General features: G+C 59.8%; 14 protein-coding genes. 7 read left to right on the plus strand and 7 right to left on the minus strand.

Annotated features, from left to right (window positions below; translation table 11 throughout):
* The first annotated feature begins 167 nt into the window (after positions 1-167).
* The 6 genes from ACQZ6F_RS31605 to guaD all read left to right on the plus strand — a co-directional run bounded on the left by ACQZ6F_RS31605 (position 168) and on the right by guaD (position 7,195).
* Positions 168-1,289 carry a BMP family ABC transporter substrate-binding protein gene (locus ACQZ6F_RS31605; protein WP_449095959.1) on the plus strand — a complete coding sequence of 374 codons (1,122 nt, stop codon included), beginning with the start codon at positions 168-170 and terminating at the stop codon, positions 1,287-1,289.
* A 73-nt stretch (positions 1,290-1,362) separates the two neighbouring features.
* Positions 1,363-2,937: an ABC transporter ATP-binding protein gene (locus ACQZ6F_RS31610; RefSeq protein WP_449095960.1), complete on the plus strand. Its 1,575-nt coding sequence runs from the start codon at positions 1,363-1,365 to the stop codon at positions 2,935-2,937.
* 1 nt (position 2,938) lies between these two features.
* Positions 2,939-3,982 carry an ABC transporter permease gene (locus ACQZ6F_RS31615; RefSeq protein ID WP_449095961.1) on the plus strand — a complete coding sequence of 348 codons (1,044 nt, stop codon included), beginning with the start codon at positions 2,939-2,941 and terminating at the stop codon, positions 3,980-3,982.
* A 13-nt stretch (positions 3,983-3,995) separates the two neighbouring features.
* Entirely contained in the window at positions 3,996-4,931 is a 936-nt protein-coding gene (locus ACQZ6F_RS31620) for an ABC transporter permease (protein ID WP_449095962.1), read from the plus strand.
* A 33-nt stretch (positions 4,932-4,964) separates the two neighbouring features.
* Entirely contained in the window at positions 4,965-5,822 is an 858-nt protein-coding gene (locus tag ACQZ6F_RS31625; protein ID WP_449095963.1) for an aromatic ring-hydroxylating dioxygenase subunit alpha, read from the plus strand.
* Positions 5,823-5,836: 14 nt separating this feature from the next.
* Positions 5,837-7,195, plus strand: a complete 1,359-nt coding sequence (gene guaD / locus ACQZ6F_RS31630; protein WP_449095964.1) for a guanine deaminase — start codon at positions 5,837-5,839, stop codon at positions 7,193-7,195.
* 99 nt (positions 7,196-7,294) lie between these two features.
* Here the strand turns inward: guaD and ACQZ6F_RS31635 are convergent, their stop codons facing one another.
* Positions 7,295-8,296, minus strand: coding sequence for a hypothetical protein (locus tag ACQZ6F_RS31635; RefSeq protein ID WP_449095965.1), 1,002 nt, complete (start codon positions 8,294-8,296; stop codon positions 7,295-7,297).
* A gap of 622 nt (positions 8,297-8,918) precedes the next feature.
* Between ACQZ6F_RS31635 and ACQZ6F_RS31640 the strand changes: the two genes are divergently transcribed.
* Positions 8,919-9,590, plus strand: coding sequence for a Crp/Fnr family transcriptional regulator (locus ACQZ6F_RS31640; RefSeq protein ID WP_158008771.1), 672 nt, complete (start codon positions 8,919-8,921; stop codon positions 9,588-9,590).
* Between the two features lie 26 nt (positions 9,591-9,616).
* Here ACQZ6F_RS31640 and ACQZ6F_RS31645 read toward each other — a convergent pair whose 3' ends face one another.
* From ACQZ6F_RS31645 to ACQZ6F_RS31670, 6 genes are all read right to left on the minus strand, one after another.
* Positions 9,617-10,249: a tail fiber protein gene (locus tag ACQZ6F_RS31645; RefSeq protein WP_077472115.1), complete on the minus strand. Its 633-nt coding sequence runs from the start codon at positions 10,247-10,249 to the stop codon at positions 9,617-9,619.
* A gap of 15 nt (positions 10,250-10,264) precedes the next feature.
* Positions 10,265-13,264, minus strand: coding sequence for a hypothetical protein (locus ACQZ6F_RS31650; RefSeq protein WP_449095966.1), 3,000 nt, complete (start codon positions 13,262-13,264; stop codon positions 10,265-10,267).
* A 9-nt stretch (positions 13,265-13,273) separates the two neighbouring features.
* Complete coding sequence (locus ACQZ6F_RS31655) at positions 13,274-13,975, minus strand: hypothetical protein (RefSeq protein WP_449095967.1); 702 nt, start codon at positions 13,973-13,975, stop codon at positions 13,274-13,276.
* Between the two features lie 38 nt (positions 13,976-14,013).
* Positions 14,014-14,595 carry a hypothetical protein gene (locus ACQZ6F_RS31660; protein ID WP_449095968.1) on the minus strand — a complete coding sequence of 194 codons (582 nt, stop codon included), beginning with the start codon at positions 14,593-14,595 and terminating at the stop codon, positions 14,014-14,016.
* A gap of 5 nt (positions 14,596-14,600) precedes the next feature.
* A complete protein-coding gene (locus tag ACQZ6F_RS31665; protein ID WP_449095969.1) occupies positions 14,601-15,197 on the minus strand; it encodes a hypothetical protein in 597 nt (198 codons plus the stop codon).
* A 100-nt stretch (positions 15,198-15,297) separates the two neighbouring features.
* On the minus strand, positions 15,298-15,924 hold the full coding sequence (locus ACQZ6F_RS31670) for a hypothetical protein (protein ID WP_068394866.1): 627 nt from the start codon (positions 15,922-15,924) through the stop codon (positions 15,298-15,300).
* Between the last annotated feature and the right edge of the window lie 79 nt (positions 15,925-16,003).

The following is a 16,003-nucleotide window of genomic DNA, read 5'->3' on the forward strand; positions in this document are numbered from 1 at the left end:
ACTTTTAGGCATTCTAGCAATGCTGCCTTTTGAAATTCAAGAGGCTTTGCAACGCGGATCGATATCGACCAACAGGCATCCGGCCGATCTAGCCGCGGCAACTGGCATAATTGTTGCGTCGTTTACCCTCGGGCGCTGCTGGCGCACCTAATCAAAAGAGGGGTTCCATGATTGACTTGCGTTCGCTGTCCCGTCGCGGATTTCTAAATATGAGCGCTGCCGGTGCGGCGTCGCTGATGCTGCCGGCCGGCCTTGCCAGCCGAGCCTACGCCGCGGCTTCCTTTCCGGCCATCAAGGAAGAGGATGCCGTCGTCGGCTTCGGGCATGTCGGTCCGATCTCCGACGAGGGCTGGACCTGGGCGCACCATCAGGGCCTGCTTGCCGTGAAGGCTGCCTATCCGAAGCTGAAGAAGGTTCTCGAGGTCGAGAATATCCCCTATTCCGCCGACGCGACACGCACCTATCGCCAGTTCGTCAGCGAAGGCGCCAACATCATCTTCGACACCTCCTCGAACGGCGACTTCCTGCACGCCGTCGTCAAGCAGGCACCCGATGTCGCCTTCCTTGAGTGCGACGGCCGCGTCGATATGGACAATCTCGGCTGGTACTATCTGGCCCATTGGTATCCGACCTACGTCATCGGTGTCGCGGCCGGCCACCTGTCGAAATCCGGCAAGCTCGGCTATGTCGCCTCCTTCCCGGTCGCCTCGGTGTTTGCCTCGACCAACGCCTTTCTGATGGGCGCCCGTTCCGTCAATCCGAATGCGACGCTGCAAACCATCGCCATCAATTCCTGGTTCGACCCGCAGGCGGCAACGCAGGCCGGCACGGCGCTGATCGACAATGGCTGCGATTTCCTCTTCGGCATCATGGATGAAGCCGGCTATCTGCAGGTTGCTGAAAAGCGCGGCGTCTGGGCGGCCATGTGGAACACCGACATCCGTCGCTACGGCCCGAACTCCTATGTCTCGTCCGTGCTCATCGACTTCAGCAAGTATTATGTCGATCAGGTCGGCAAGCGCCTGGCCGGCACTTGGGCACCGAGCAATGCGCTTTTTGCCATGGGCGCCGGTGTCGACCGCGACAGATGGGGCGAAAAGGTCCCGGCCGATGTCGCGGCGGCGGCCGATGCTGTGCGCGACAAGATCATTGGCGGCTGGTCGCCCTTTGCCGGTGAAATCAAGGATTCGACCGGCAAGGTCCGCGTCGCCGCCGGCCAGGCGATGACCGACAATGATCTCTATAGCTGGGACTGGTCCGTCGAAGGCGTCACCGGGCTCAGCGCCTGAGCACGCCAATTGAGAATCGCGCCTCGGCCGATCTGTGCCGAGGCCTGTCCCATGACTGTCTGGTATGCATTCGATGACCGAAACCGCGACACCCTTCTCCGCTCCTCCCGGGACGCCACCATTGGTGCAGCTCAAGGGCATCGCCAAGTATTTTCCGGGCGTCATTGCCAATGAGAATGTAGATCTCGAAGTTTTGCCTGGCGAGATCCACGCCCTGCTCGGCGAAAACGGCGCCGGCAAATCGACCTTGATGAACATCCTCACGGGCATCTATCAGCCCGATGCCGGCGAGATCATCATCGATGGCTATGCCAAGCAATTTGCCACACCGCTTCAGGCGATCGCCGCCGGCATCGGCATGGTGCATCAGCATTTCAAACTGGTGCAGGCCTTCACCGTTGCCGAAAACATCCATCTCGGCTGGTCGGAGACGCCAAGGCGTGCCTCCGCACAGGTGCTGGAAGCGCGTACGGCCTCCCTTGCCGAAAAATTCAATCTTCAGACCCGCCCCGGCGCGCGCATCAGCGATCTTTCGACGGGTGAGCAGCAGCGTGTCGAGATCCTGCGGGTGCTGGCGCGCCAGGCCCGCGTCCTCATCCTCGATGAGCCCACAGCCGTACTGACACCGGCGGAGGCCCGCGAGCTTTTCAGGGCACTGCGCGACTTCGTCTCGCGCGGCAATGCCGTCATCTTCATCAGCCACAAGCTCGATGAAGTCTTGGAGATTTCCGACCGCGTCAGCATCCTGCGCGGCGGACGCAAGATCGCCACCGAAAAGACCGTCGATTGCAACGCCCGCATGCTCGCCAAGCTGATGGTCGGCCGCGATATCGTGCTCGCCGACATGCGCCAGCGTTCCACCGGCGCCGCGCCGATTTCCGCGAAGCCGGTGCTGAGCCTGGAAGGCGTGTCGGCAAAGAACGACACCGGCACCGAGGCGCTGCATGATATCTCGCTTGCGGTTCATGCCGGCGAAATCCTCGGCATTGCTGGTGTTGCCGGAAACGGCCAGCGCGAATTGAGCCAGGTGTTGTCAGGCATGCGTCAGATCAGCGGCGGGCGCATCCTTATCGACGGACATCCCGTCGAGCACAGCAATGCGGCTGCCTTCGCTGACAATGGCATAGGCCATATACCGGAAGACCGGCTGCATAGTGGCCTTGCTCCGGCGCTTAGCATCACCATCAATGCCGTGTTGCGCGAATACAAGACGCCATCGATTTCGGCGGGGGGTGCCTACCGGCCGGGAGCCGCAGCCGCACTTGCCAAGGAGATCGCGGCAGCAGCGGAGGTGGCCATTCCGGATTTCAACATGCCGATCCGCAATCTGTCCGGCGGCAACCAGCAGCGCCTCGTCGCCCGGCGCGAGATGCGCATCGCCAGCAAGGTCCTGATCGCCGCCTATCCCAGCCGTGGCCTCGATGTCGGGGCCATCAACACCATGCTGCGTTATATCGTCGAGCTGCGCGACGCCGGCGCGGGCATTGTGCTGATCTCGGAGGAGCTGGAAGAACTCCTCAATCTCTCCGACCGCATCGCCGTGCTCTACGAAGGCCGGATCATGGGAATAATCGACAACGATCGGGCGGACATCGATCAGATCGGCCTGTTGATGGGCGGGCGCGCCCTTGCGCCCGAGGTCGCTTGAGATGAGTGCATCTTGGCGTCTTCATCGCTTGCCATCAGCTTCGCCCAGCAAGGCATTTGCCGCTCGCATCCTGGCTATCCTGCTGGCACTTGTGTTTGCCGGTCTGGTTCTCGCTGCGACCGGCGCCAGTCCACTCGAATTGGCCTCCGAGGTGGTCAGCTCAAGCCTCGGCTCCAGTTTCGGTCTTCAGGATCTCGGTGTGCTGCTGGTTCCGCTCATCTTGACAGGACTGTCCGTCGCCATCGGCCAGCAGATCGGCGTCTGGAATATCGGTGCCGAGGGACAATTCTATGCCGGTGCCTTCGGTGCCGCCGTGGTCGGCCTTTTCGTGCCTGGCCCGCCCGTGGTGATCCTGCCGTTGATGTTTTTCGGCGGGTTGATCGGCGGCGCCGTCTGGATCCTCATCCCGACGCTGGCGCGCGCCTATGCCGGCGTCAATGAGCTGATCACCACGCTGCTGCTCAATTTCGTCGCCGTGCTTCTCGTGTTCTACGTCTCGACCAGTGCCTGGCGCGACCGCACGGCGAATTCGGCGACGGCGCGATTGTCGGCGGAGATACCGGAGCTTTGGGGCTCGATCCATTGGGGTCTTCCCGTCGCCATCCTTGCCGCCATCGTCGTCGCCTGTCTGCTCGCCTTCTCGCGCTGGGGCTATGAAGTCCGTCTCGTCGGCTCCAATCCGGCGGCGGCTCGCTATGCCGGCATACCGGCGCGCCGCCATCTGATCACCGTCATGCTTCTGTCCGGCGCCATTGCCGGGCTTGCCGGCATGCTGGAGATCGCCGGCACGGTGCATCGCCTGCAGGGCGGCATTTCCAACAATTACGGCTATCTCGGCATCATGGTGGCGGTGCTGGCACGCAACTCCGCCATCGGCGTCATCTTCTCGGCTGCCCTGATGGCCTTCATCCTGAATTCCGGCATCATCCTGCAAACGCAGGGGCTGACGACATCGGCCGTGCTCGCGATCACCGGGCTCATCCTCTTCCTGACAGCGATCGGTGATGAGCTCGCTCATTATCACATCGGCCGTGACAAGGCCTGATAAGGACAAGACCATGGATCTTCTCACCGGCCTCCTGACCACTGCCTTTCTCGCCGGCGGTGTCCTCGCGCTTGCTGCGCTCGGCGAGGTGCTGGCTGAACGGGTCGGCGTCGTCAATCTCGGCGTCGAAGGCCTGATGGCGATGGGAGCATTGACGGGCATTGCCGCAACCACGATCTATCCCTCGCCGACGCTCGGTTTCCTCGCAGCCTTGCTGGTCGGGGCGTTCTTCGGCGCGATCTTTGCAGCAGCCACCGTTCTCCTGCGCGCCAATCAGGTGTTGTGCGGCCTGGCACTGACCTTGATGGGCAATGGCATCGCCTCCAGCATCGGCCGCGCCTATTCCGGCATGCCGGCGCGCGCCACTTTTTCCGGCATCGAAATCCCGCTGCTCAGCGATCTTCCGATCCTCGGCAAGGCCTTCTTCTCGCAGAATATCCTCGTCTATCTGATCTATATCATCCTGCCTGTCGTGCTGAGCTACGTCATGTTCCGCACCCGCCACGGCCTCAATCTGCGCGCCGTCGGCGAAAACCCGGCGGCGGCGGATGCGGCCGGCATTTCGGTCAATCTCATCCGCTTTGCCTATGTTACGGCCGGCTCAGCCCTTGCCGCCGGCGCAGGCGCCTACTTGACGCTCGCCTTCGTGCCGTCCTGGTCGGATGGTGTGGTCGCCGGCCGCGGCTGGATCGCAGTCGCATTGGTGATCTTTGCCGGCTACCGGCCAATCGCGGCCGTGCTGTCCGGGTTGCTGTTCGGCCTCATCACCGCGATTGGCTTTGTCGGCCAGGCGCGCGGCTGGCCGATCGCGCCCGCCTTCCTGTCGATGCTGCCCTATCTCGGCACGATGGCCTTCATCATCGTGCCAGTGCTGGCATGGCAGCGCATGCGCCGCATCATGGCGGCGCCTGCCGCCATTGGGCTGCCCTATTATCGCGATGTCCGCTAAGGTGGATCGCCCGACAAGACAAAGGAGTCATCCATGAGCCAATGTTTGGACAAGGCAGCCCTTGATCAATGGTATGCGCTGGAAACGGAAAACGAGATTCCGTTCGGAAGCTCCGCCAATCGTCTTCTCAGCACCGATCTTACCGTAGAGCGATCAAGGGATGGCACCATCGTCGTGAAGGCCGATGGGCGCAGCGAGCCATTGCCGCTACTCCATCGTTTCGGCCTCGTCTGGACGACGCTCGGCACGCCGGCCGGTGGACTGTTCGAACTGCCCGAAGCCGATGAGCCGGATCGCCGCGTCGTCAATTGCGGCACGGTCACCGTGCGCGCTTCCGGGCTCCGGATTGTGGAGAATTTCCTTGATCTGGCGCATTTCCCCTTCGTCCACACCGATATTCTTGGCGCAGAGCCACATACCGAAGTGGCGCAGTACAATGTCGAAATCCGCCGCGACGTCGACGAGGTCTGGGCGACCAATTGCCAGTTCTTCCAGCCGCAGGCAGCACTTTCGGCCAGCGAAGGCATCATGACGGATTACATCTATCGTGTGATGACGCCCTTTGCGACGCTGCTCTACAAGACCTGTCCGAACGCCGCCAATCGCTGGGACGTTATCTGCCTCTTCGTGCAGCCGCTCGACCCTGATCGTTGCCGCGCCCATCCCGTGATGTTCCTGATCGACGATATCTCGACGACGACGGAGCTGGTGCATTTCCAGCAGCTCATCTTCCTGCAGGACCGCATCATCCTTGAAAACCAGCGCCCGGTACTGCTACCGCTGGAGCCGCGGGCCGAAATCCCCACTCGCGCGGACGCCACCTCGATTGCCTATCGGCGTTGGTTGAAGGAAAAAGGCATTACCTACGGCACCACCATCATGGCTGCCTGAAACAGAGAATAGCAATGGATTTGCGTGGCAAGACCCTGAGCGCATCGGGCTTTCATTCGCCGGTGCGCGGCAAGATTGACAGTCTCGATGACGTGCTGATCGAGATCGATGCTGGCGGTGCGATCAAGGCGGTCCGTCGCCATGGCGACCCCAATTATCGCACCATTCGCGATGCCCGCGAAGCAACGGGCGAATTGGTGACGCTTCCCGCCGGCTCCTATCTTCTGCCCGGGTTTGTCGACCTGCATGTGCATGCGCCGCAATATCCGCAACTCGGCGATGCGCTCGACGTGCCGCTGGAAGTTTGGCTGCAGAAACATACGTTTCCGCTGGAAGCGCGCTATCAGGATGTGGCCTTCGCGCGCCATGTCTACGGTCTGCTGGTCGACGACCTCCTCGCTAATGGCACGACGACCGCGCTCTATTTCGCCACCATCCATCAGGAAGCGACGCGGGCACTGGTCGATATCTGCCTCGAAAAGGGCCAACGCGCCCTGATCGGCAAGGTGGCGATGGACAATCCGCAGGAATGCCCGGACTACTATCGGGATGCCTCGGCCGAGTCCGCGTTGGACGGCACCCGCGCCCTCATCGATTATGTCCGCGGTCATTCCGACAATGGCGAAGGCCGCGTCCTGCCTGTGGTCACGCCGCGCTTCATTCCCTCCTGCACGGATGCCACCCTCGAAGGGCTCGGCGCGATTGCCCGGGAATGCGGCTGCCATGTCCAGACCCATTGTTCGGAAAGCGATTGGGAGCATGGTTATGTGCTTACCCGCCACGGCATGACGGATGCGGAGAGCCTCGATCGCTTCGGCCTGCTCCGTCGCGGCACGGTGCTCGCCCATGCAAACTTCCTGACCGCTCGGGATATGCATGTGATCAAGGCGCGTGAGGCGGCTGTCGCCCATTGTCCGCTTTCGAACGCCTATTTCGCCAATGCGGTTTTTCCGCTGCGCGCAGCGCTGGAGAAAGGCCTGCATGTCGGCCTCGGCACGGATATTTCAGGCGGGCCGAGCGCCTCGATGCTGGAGAATGCCCGTGGCGCGATCCTCGCCTCGAGGATGCTGCAAAGCGGTGTCGATCCGAACGTACCGGCAGAAACGCGCTCGACATTCGGGCCGGCGCAGATCGACTTCCGCGATGCCTTTCACATCGCAACAGCCGGCGGCGGCGCGGCGCTCAACTTGCCGATCGGACAATTTGTACCCGGCTATCAATTCGACGCCATCGTTATCGACACCGCCAACGCCAAGGGCACGGTGCGGCTTTTCGAGGATCGGGACGAAGGCGAAGGCATATTGCAGAAGATCATCTACACGGCCTCGCGGCCGAACATCGCGGCCACCTGGGTCGGCGGCCGCGGCGTCTGACTGGTTTCCGGGAGTTGTTAAGCTCGCATCACGCGATGAAACTCTCTTGCACGCCTCAAAGCCTCCGCCAATGGCGGAGGCTTCTGTTGCAGACCAATATCATGTTTCCCAGTAGTTCAATTTGACGCCCCTAGCGTTGTAGAGGACGTGCATGTATGAACTATTGACCCCGTTGTGGCCCGAACATATCGGATAGATATAAACGGGATCACCCTTCTCCATCTCGGAAGCCTGTGTCCCGGGGATCACGTGCCCCCCGACAAAAACGCCGCTGCATTGACGCTGAGGCTGACTGCTGAACCAGTTGCGAGACGTGCAATATGTGGGCGCATTTCCATTGTTGCATTTACCCTGCCACAAGCCGATCCATGAATTATATCCCGTGACTTTCGGGTCCAGCGTGCTGCCAATGACATTTGCGAAATCGGTATTTCCTGCCCAGGTGACGGTTCCAACATAGGTGGAGCGCAGGATGTCCTGAAGCTCGGCGACCTCCGAAGCCCTGTCGACTGAAGCCTCGGCCTCTATCGGCCTGCCGAACATGCGCTTGAAGTCGTCGAGATTATCAAGGGTGACGGTCGGTGCAGTGCCGATCTCAACGACGCTACCGATGCCGGCCCTTATGGCTGCGTCAACCAGTGTTTCATTGCAGCGCCGGGCCGTATCCATCAGGCGTGCGTGGAACGCCGTATGCGTCCCGACGTAATCGGCCCACACCTTGGTGACGGGACTATTGCTGCCGACATTGTTCGGCGTTGCGCGGAATTCGATGCGCTGTTCGGATAGCTGCCTGGGCGCATCCTGCAGGAATATGGTGATGCGGAGTTGATCCTCCGTCTGGTCGTCGTTTCCGTGAATGGTGAGTTCGTCACTATCCACGTTATAGTCATACTGAAAGCTGATCTGGGCCATGACTGGCACGCCGTCAAAGGAGCCAACCGGCATGGGGTCGCTCTGAATCTCCTTCGGTCCGCCGCTGAGATCGAGGCTGACCGGGACAGTGTGCTCACCTATCTTCAGCTGCACACTGTAGTCATTGAATAGCGTCGTCAGCGGCAACTCTACGTCAAGAGACTGCGGCGGCTGGGTTGGAACGGTCATGTCAGTAACCTCCGCCGGATTGGTTCGCCGCGACGAAGCCATCGATGACATTGAGCCTGGTGTTTTCGGGCATCCTCATGAATATGACCTCCAAGTATGTTGAGACCTCTGGCCATCGCCAACGAATAGACACTAGCTTTTTCAGTCTTGGCTTGCCTTTGCGTGGGTAACTAAATTCTTTGCGGCCCGCATTTTTTCCAGATGGCAGCGAAGCAGATGGCCGCTCTAAACGAGAGGCACGGAAGGGAGCCTGAGGCGTCTCGCATCATCTCCACGCAATTCGAAGTAGCTAGCTGGTGGCGCGATCAAAACTCGTCCACCGGCTTCGCGCAGGACCTGCAAGCGAAAGAAAATTTTCTTCGCCGGGGATATCTGCCCTATAACGTCCGCTCAAAGAATATGAGATGGTGGAGCGTGCCAATTGGCTCAAGCATGATTTTCGAAATGGGATTTGTATTTTTCAATATGCAATTTTAAAATTGGATCCGAGGCCACCTTAAGCCGCCGAAACGCCCGGTGACGCGAGATTTTTCGTGCCCATGCAATGTCGATCGTTGACAGCGGACTTTTTCATTGAGCGTCTCGCAGCAAATAAATGACCCCGACGAGTGTGGAACGACACGTGACTGATATTGGTCAACTCCTCAGTTGCCCCCTGTTCGCCGATGTAGCGCGAGAGAGCCTCACATTCGACGCGCGTGATTTGCGGACCCGCTTCTATGCGCCGGGACAGATCGTCTTCAACCAGGACGATACGAGCGGCGATGTGTATTTCCTTCGTTCCGGCTTGCTGCTGGCGCTCTATCTCGATCAGGATGGCAGGGAACTGATCTTCACGAGGCTCAACGCTCTTGACTATTTCGGAGAGCTCTCGGCCATCGACGGCGGCAACCGTTCCCTTTCGGTCTATTCAAAAACCGACTCCTGCCTGATCATCATGAAAAAGCAGGCATTTCTCGATCTGCTCGAAACGATACCGCTGGTGCGGCAGCGGATCATGATAGATATGGCGGAGCGGATCCGCAGGCTGACAAGGCATAGCTATCAGCTGACCAGCCAAAGCGTGGATAAGCGCCTGAAAGCCTATCTGGCCCGGGTGGCGCTGGAAAAGGGCGTATTCAAGCCGAACGGCCAGCTGGAAAAATTTCCAACCCATGCGGAAATCGCCGGATCCATCGGTGCCAGCCGCGAAGAGGTCAGCCGCTCCATTTCCGCCTTGAAGCGAAACGGGATTCTCGAGGCCGGCCGGCAGAAGCTGACGATCCTCCAGCCGAATGCCTTGCTCAGCGAATAGCGGTAACGGATCGGGATCGCATCACCCTATTTTGTCTTGATCAGCCAGTTCACCGCGATGTTGACGGCGCGGGTTTCCGTCTCGCTGACGCGCACGTCCCCCTGGTGATAGATGGTGCCGGTTTGTGACGATGGCGGCACGGGCGGAGCCGCTTCGAGATTGAGCGGCGGTCCTTCTCCCAGCGTAACGGATTGAGCGGTCATTTTCAGATTGTGCGTATGATCCTGCAAAGCATCCATCTGGGTCGAGCCAACGCCGCGTGGATTGACGGCCGGGCCGGGGGGTGGAGTGCGGTCATCCTTGTCCAGGGACTTCTTCAAATCCACGCCGCGCAGAAAATAACCCTGATAGTCAGGCAATTTGAACTTGTCGCTTCCATCGGCTCCGTAAAGCTCACCGATCACGCGATAGAGCTCAGGATACTCGGTCTTCAGCAGGCTGGAGCCGTCGCAGATCATCCAGGGCATGTAACGCAGATCCGTCATGGCCGAGGTCAGGGTTTGCGTCTGCTGCAGGATTTCACCGGGAAAGATAATGATCGCGCCAACGGGAATGCCGTCCTGAACGCCCGACTGCGGATGCGGGAAGAATTGATGGCGTGGTTCCTGCCCGGGAAAATTTCCGGGGAAGACTGGCGGAATAAACAAAGGCGGCAGCATTCGGCACTCCTGCGATCATGTGAAGGGATTGTCGGTAGACAGTGCGACCATAGCAGTGGGAACAGTGATCGACCAATTGTCCTGGATGGTTTTGCCGGCTTCGTCCGGCTGTTCCAAAAGAAGATCGACCGCACTCATATCCGCGGCCATGCATGGGGTCAGGTCTTCGGCGCAGGGCCAGATCTGGCCTGTGCGAAATGCTAGTAAAGCCATTCTTGCCGCCTCCGGCTTGACGGAGAGCAGGAGATTGGCGCGCTTGGCGCGAAGCAGGTCTCGCAGATAACGGCTTGGCGAAAACAGCGAGATCAACGCGCTTTGCCCCGCGGTCAGATACGGGTCCGCGCCGGGATCCTGGACCAGCTCCACCGCCATCCCATCCCAGTCGAATATGTTGCGCAGGAACTGGAAATAGCGCGGTTCGAAATTGATCGAAACCGCCGTATCCGGCGATTTGGCAAGCGTCGCGCCGGCAAAGAGCGCGATGGCAGCCTGGACAATCTGCTCCTGCACGATCTGCTTCAGAAGCGTCGGATTGGCAGTCTCCAGTGCCTTTTGCTGCTCCGTCAGGGCAGTCTGATAGCTTGTCACCGAAGCCTGATAGGCGGCCTGGATCTTCTGATAGGTCGCCATCTGCCAGTTGGCGAGCGTTGCGGCACTCCGGGCGCATTGAACCTCTATGCTGGCTGCATAGTAATTGTTGAATTCCGTTGCCCCCTCCGCTGGCGACGTATCGGGCGCTGGTGCCGCACTCTCCGCCGAACCGCTTCCCGCGCCGGCGGTTGCTTCTGCCGTAGACGATGTCTTCGGCGGCACGCTGCAGAGGATGGATGCCCGCAGCCGGTCGGCATATTGCGCCGGGCTTGCCGTGAGATATCCCTTGAAGGTTGAAATCGTGCCGGTCTGATCCGCCGTCAGGATCACGCCGCTCATCGTCACCTGCACCGTTGGATTGGTAACAAAGCTGCTGACACTCGCGGTCGCCAGAACAGGCGTGTAACCTTCAGGCACATCCATTTCCGCATCCGACAACGGATTTCGGGATTTGAAGCCGCAACTGATGACGCGAAGAGCCGGCGGCGGCGGCCCATCCGGAGCAATCCCATAGGCCTGGAAAGCATCGAGATAATAGACAGACGCCGGCGCCCCACCAGGTTTGACCGGCTCCGGCGACAGGCTGGCGTAGGAGGTTATCCCCATGGCGGCCGGGGACAGCGGCGCGACGGGCCTGAGATCGTGATATTGCGAAATCGCCTCGGCCAGATTTGCGCCCGGACGATCGACGAACATCTCGAACACCAACCTGTCCTGGCTGGCCCGGGTCTGAAGCTGGTATACCCGGTTCACCCAGCGAAACACCGCCTGATGATTGCCGTTGTTGCCGGCGTTCGACAGGGTTCGCGTTTGTGTGATTTCCAGTTCCTCGAATATGCGGCTGCTCCGGCGCAGCATCGATTCCCGGCGAAGGGCCTTCACCGACCGGTCGATGACATCACGGGCGAATTTCGAGATATCCTTCAGGTAACCGCCGGCCGGTTGATCCTGAACCCACCAATTGCCGGTGACCTTCATGGAATTGGTACTCGGCTGGCCATAATCGGTTTGATAATTGTCGATCGTCGTCGTCGAGACGCGGTCCGACAATGTTTTCTGGACCTGATTGATCAAGTCGGCGGTCGTGGTATCCCGCCCGAAATTGCTGGTGCTGTCGCTGACGCTCTGGTCGTCTTCGGCCGTGTCCGTCCGGCGCAAGTTGCGATGGACGTCTTGCCGGGTTTCTCCCGCGATCACGGATTCGATGCGCTCTATATCTCCGAGCACATAACGGCCAGGCCGGTAGTGCACGGTGCGGATGGCGCCGACAGCATAAGGCTGCACCGCAGGGGGATCGGCAGGCGCCGGAGGCGGATCGACCGGGAAAATATCATCAGGCAGGACCATCACCGCGCTGAGTGCGCGAGAAAGCGCCGCGTCGGGCGGCACTGGCGCGGGATCTTCGCCGACCTTCGGATGTGCAGCCTGAAAGGCCAATACCCAGTTGACCGAATGCGTGACCTGCAGCAGCCGTATCAGATCGGAAAGCCACGCATGGTCATAGCCCAGCGTGATCATCAGCGCGATTGCCGAATTCCATATATTGACAAGCGCCGCCTGGGCATCGGCCGACTGCAGCTCCGTGGCCAGGTTTTCCCATCCGCCGAAGCCCTCGATTACCCAGCTATCGAGCAACGCGTAGGTGCAGTCTTTCCTCAATTGACGGGGAAAATGACGCAAGCCGGCATAAGGTTGCGGTAGCGGCTGCGTCGGCGTCACGAACGGCTCGCCTGGAGTTTGGCCCGTTGCCGGCGATATCGTGTCATCGATGAAGGCGACGGCCGCTTCACGCTTGGCGGCGGGGTCGGCACCCTTCAATTTCGTATAGAAGGCGCTTGCGGCTGCCGCTGCGGGCACCGCCATGAAGCGTTGGCCGGCAACGTCGCTCGCCAGCTTCGGCCATGGCTTGATATAGACAAAGGGGAAGAGCTCTCCCGCCTCCAGATGCGCATCGGCGATCGCCATGCCATCAGCCGGATCCGGAATGGGCAGGGGTCCCGGCACCGGCGGATCATCATCCGGCGGTGGAACGGGCGGAATTGGCGGCACCGGGCGCGTGCTGCCAAAGCAGATCATGAAACCGATATAGTTCCAGTAATCGACGTCGTCGGTCTCCTCGATTTCCACCCGGCCCATGATCTGCTGCGAATACTGCACATCCAGCCCGGTTCGCCAGCGCAGCCAGCCATGCACCTTGCGCCCACCCGTGAAAGCGACGCGGAACGGAGTTTCCTGCTCGAAGCGCAAGCCTTCGACGACATATGTCTCGAGCGGCAAAACCGCGCGAAAAATCTCGGCCGCGACATTCAACACAGAGCGGCGCCCCGCATCCTCATAGCAAACGCGAAACCGGATCACGATTTCTTCGTTCTGGTTCTTATGCGGGGTATCGCGCCATTCCTGAATCTCGGTGTGGCCGGTCATGGACATCCCTCAAGCACCGATGGTTTCAAGACCCTTGATAATCTGGGCGAACCAATCGGTATCGGGATCTTTGGATAGAGCCTCGATCAGCGGATCGTTGTTAAAGCCACCCTGCGCAATCTGGCGTATCGGCGGATCCACCAAATTCACTTCGTCATCCATCGGAGCTAATGGAAATGCCTGCGCTAACTTCGCATAGTCGCCGGCTCCCCATTCCTGCTTCGTAATTTTCTGGACTGCCTGATCACGTTGATTGAAGCAGGCGCCGATGTAATCAGCGACCAGCTGAAGCTGGTTATCCGCTACCTGGATGTACATCGCCGCATAGCCCTTGATACGGCCCATATTCACACCCCAGCGCTGCAAATAGGCGACCGCATTGATCACCTCGTCATCGTCCTCGACGACTCCGCTGACGACATCATCATGCGTGACGAAGCTGATCTGCCGCCCACATTCCTCGGTGAATTCCTTCTGGCATTGGGCAAAAACAGCGTCGTTATCGTCCCAGGTGTTATCGGCACCTTCGAAGCCTCCGCCCGGCAAGGCAAATTTTGCCGCACCTTTCAAAGGTTGACCATTGGGAACAATCGCACCTCCTTTGCCGGAGAAGAAATATCCCTTGGCCCGCTTCTGGAAGCCGATAAACCGGGTGGCGTTCTGCGGGGTACGGGAAAACACGATGGTGTAGACGAAATAGCTATTGGGCATTGCACAATCCTTTCTATCCTTTTCAACAGCGGATCGGATCAGGCCGGTTCCGCACGATATGAGACGAAGGTGAGAGGCGTAGCCCGCGGTCCGGGCGCTCCTCCACGAAGCTGAACTGTCAGGGCCTGCAGCCCGCTTAGAGCAAAGGGGGTTCCGTAGGCGTCAGTGATCCGGCCGCGCAATGCGGCGCGGCAATCGATCTGGAATTTCAGGCGATCCGGCATGAACACGGCCCATGCACCAACGCGATCGAGCGGCAATTCGGCGATGGGCCGATTGTCCCGGCAGATGCACAGCGACAAATCGGGACGCGGCGTACTTTGGCTCAAGAGAAGCCCCGACTTTAATCCATATCCGTGCGGACCCTCTATCCGGGTTCCGGTATCGCAATTGTCCCGGCCCGGCTGCAGCGGGCATTCATTCCCAAAGCTGTCGCGGATCAGGAAGGCCGGCTCCCAGCTGACATGGAGGGGATGATGCCAGCCGTAACGGCACCGTTCGATCGCCGCCCACAGAACCGGCATGGTGCCCGGTAGCATCCCGGAGACATCCCAGAAGATACCCACGCGGCTGACATGCGGATTGAGAGAGACATTCTCGTACGTCAACCAGGTTTGCATGGCGGCTACGACGACGGTTCGCTCTGCGAAACGTCGGTGAATTTCGTGTTCTCCGGAATATCCAGCACGAAAATATAACCGATGTCCGAAAGCTGGCTTGCCGTGTTCACATGGAACCGCACCCGCATCATCTTGCCCGACGTTTGAACGTCGATCTTCACGTTGCCCCTCACCTCGAACTTCTCGGCATCGCCGGCGTCGGCGGGTAAAGGAATTTCGGTCCACTCGGTGTTGGAAAAGAGATAGGGATTGATGGTCGAGCTGACGCCGGTGTTCAGATCGGTCACCGTCAGCTTGAAGCTGTCTGCGCCAAGGCTAATCGCGCCGGTCTTGGTATTCTTGGTGGCCGGATAGGTTGCTTCGATGGTGACCCTGTCCCTGCCTGTCCCGGCAACGCCGCCCGAGGTCCAGCTCTTGACGATCGTGGCCTGCGCGGTGGAACTCTGGTCATTGCTGCCGGCCGTAACCCCCGTGCTGACACTCGCCGCGCCCTCAGTGCCCTGCACCGAGGCAGAGGGTGTTTGAGGCGTGCTGCTCTGTTGAGCTGTCGAGGTCAAAGCGGATTTTGCACCGGTGAGCCTCAAGCTGGTTTCCGTTTTCATGGCTATACTGTCCTCTGTTCATGAAAGGGAAAACGGGATACCCGCTGATTACTCGTGTGGTATCCCGGATCGGCCATCATCTCGGAGAGATGACGGAGTCCTACTGGTTGATGTTTTCCAGATGGAACTGGAAGGGCGTCGAATTCGGGCCGGGGCCGCCGCCGGTCATGACGACGTCGGCGCTGGTGATCCCGAAAAGGTTAATCTCGGTGTTGACCTGGCTGATGATCGCGGAATTGATCACCTGACCTTCGGCGACCTGGCTGACGACGCCGATGTAAATGCGCGGCTGGAACTGGAACACAGCCTTCTGCCCAGGCGCCATGTTGGTCTTGGTCGCCAGCAGCTTGCCGTCCTTGAAGATGCAGGCGCTGATCGCGCCTTGCGTCAGCTGGTTGCGCACTTCGACTTCGTTGGGGGACGTGGCATTCACTTTCGACAGCGCCAGCACATCGCCGGATGTGTCCAGCGTCATGTCGAAGCCCTGGCCGTCATAGGCAGTCAACTGAGGGGTGTAGTTGCCCCAGCTGTCCTTGGCCGAAACCTGAAATTGCAGAGGGAAGTTGAAGGGATGGCGGTCGAGCCGACCGCAATTCTTGATCACTTTCCACGCAACGGCGATTTCGCCGAATGACTCGGCAACGTTCTGCTGGAAAATAAGAACGCTGGAATTGTTCGTATCGCCGGAGCGATTGATGAAGTTCAGGCTGATGTTCTCGGTTGCCATTGTCGATTTGTCCTCTCGTGGTTCAATAAAGCGGTGGCCCTCGCCAACAATTCGATACTAGCCAGCATCACCACGGCCT

This window comes from Rhizobium sp. A22-96 (assembly GCF_053521805.1).

Excerpts from the sequence above, each read along its gene's own strand:
- ACQZ6F_RS31670 (WP_068394866.1), bottom strand. The coding sequence starts at position 15,924 with ATGGCAACCGAGAACATCAGCCTGAACTTCATCAATCGCTCCGGCGAT.
- ACQZ6F_RS31620 (WP_449095962.1), top strand. The coding sequence starts at position 3,996 with ATGGATCTTCTCACCGGCCTCCTGACCACTGCCTTTCTCGCCGGCGGT.
- ACQZ6F_RS31615 (WP_449095961.1), top strand. The coding sequence starts at position 2,939 with ATGAGTGCATCTTGGCGTCTTCATCGCTTGCCATCAGCTTCGCCCAGC.
- ACQZ6F_RS31655 (WP_449095967.1), bottom strand. The coding sequence starts at position 13,975 with ATGCCCAATAGCTATTTCGTCTACACCATCGTGTTTTCCCGTACCCCG.
- ACQZ6F_RS31645 (WP_077472115.1), bottom strand. The coding sequence starts at position 10,249 with ATGCTGCCGCCTTTGTTTATTCCGCCAGTCTTCCCCGGAAATTTTCCC.
- ACQZ6F_RS31660 (WP_449095968.1), bottom strand. The coding sequence starts at position 14,595 with ATGCAAACCTGGTTGACGTACGAGAATGTCTCTCTCAATCCGCATGTC.
- ACQZ6F_RS31625 (WP_449095963.1), top strand. The coding sequence starts at position 4,965 with ATGAGCCAATGTTTGGACAAGGCAGCCCTTGATCAATGGTATGCGCTG.
- ACQZ6F_RS31605 (WP_449095959.1), top strand. The coding sequence starts at position 168 with ATGATTGACTTGCGTTCGCTGTCCCGTCGCGGATTTCTAAATATGAGC.
- ACQZ6F_RS31610 (WP_449095960.1), top strand. The coding sequence starts at position 1,363 with ATGACCGAAACCGCGACACCCTTCTCCGCTCCTCCCGGGACGCCACCA.
- guaD (WP_449095964.1), top strand. The coding sequence starts at position 5,837 with ATGGATTTGCGTGGCAAGACCCTGAGCGCATCGGGCTTTCATTCGCCG.
- ACQZ6F_RS31635 (WP_449095965.1), bottom strand. The coding sequence starts at position 8,296 with ATGACCGTTCCAACCCAGCCGCCGCAGTCTCTTGACGTAGAGTTGCCG.
- ACQZ6F_RS31650 (WP_449095966.1), bottom strand. The coding sequence starts at position 13,264 with ATGACCGGCCACACCGAGATTCAGGAATGGCGCGATACCCCGCATAAG.
- ACQZ6F_RS31665 (WP_449095969.1), bottom strand. The coding sequence starts at position 15,197 with ATGAAAACGGAAACCAGCTTGAGGCTCACCGGTGCAAAATCCGCTTTG.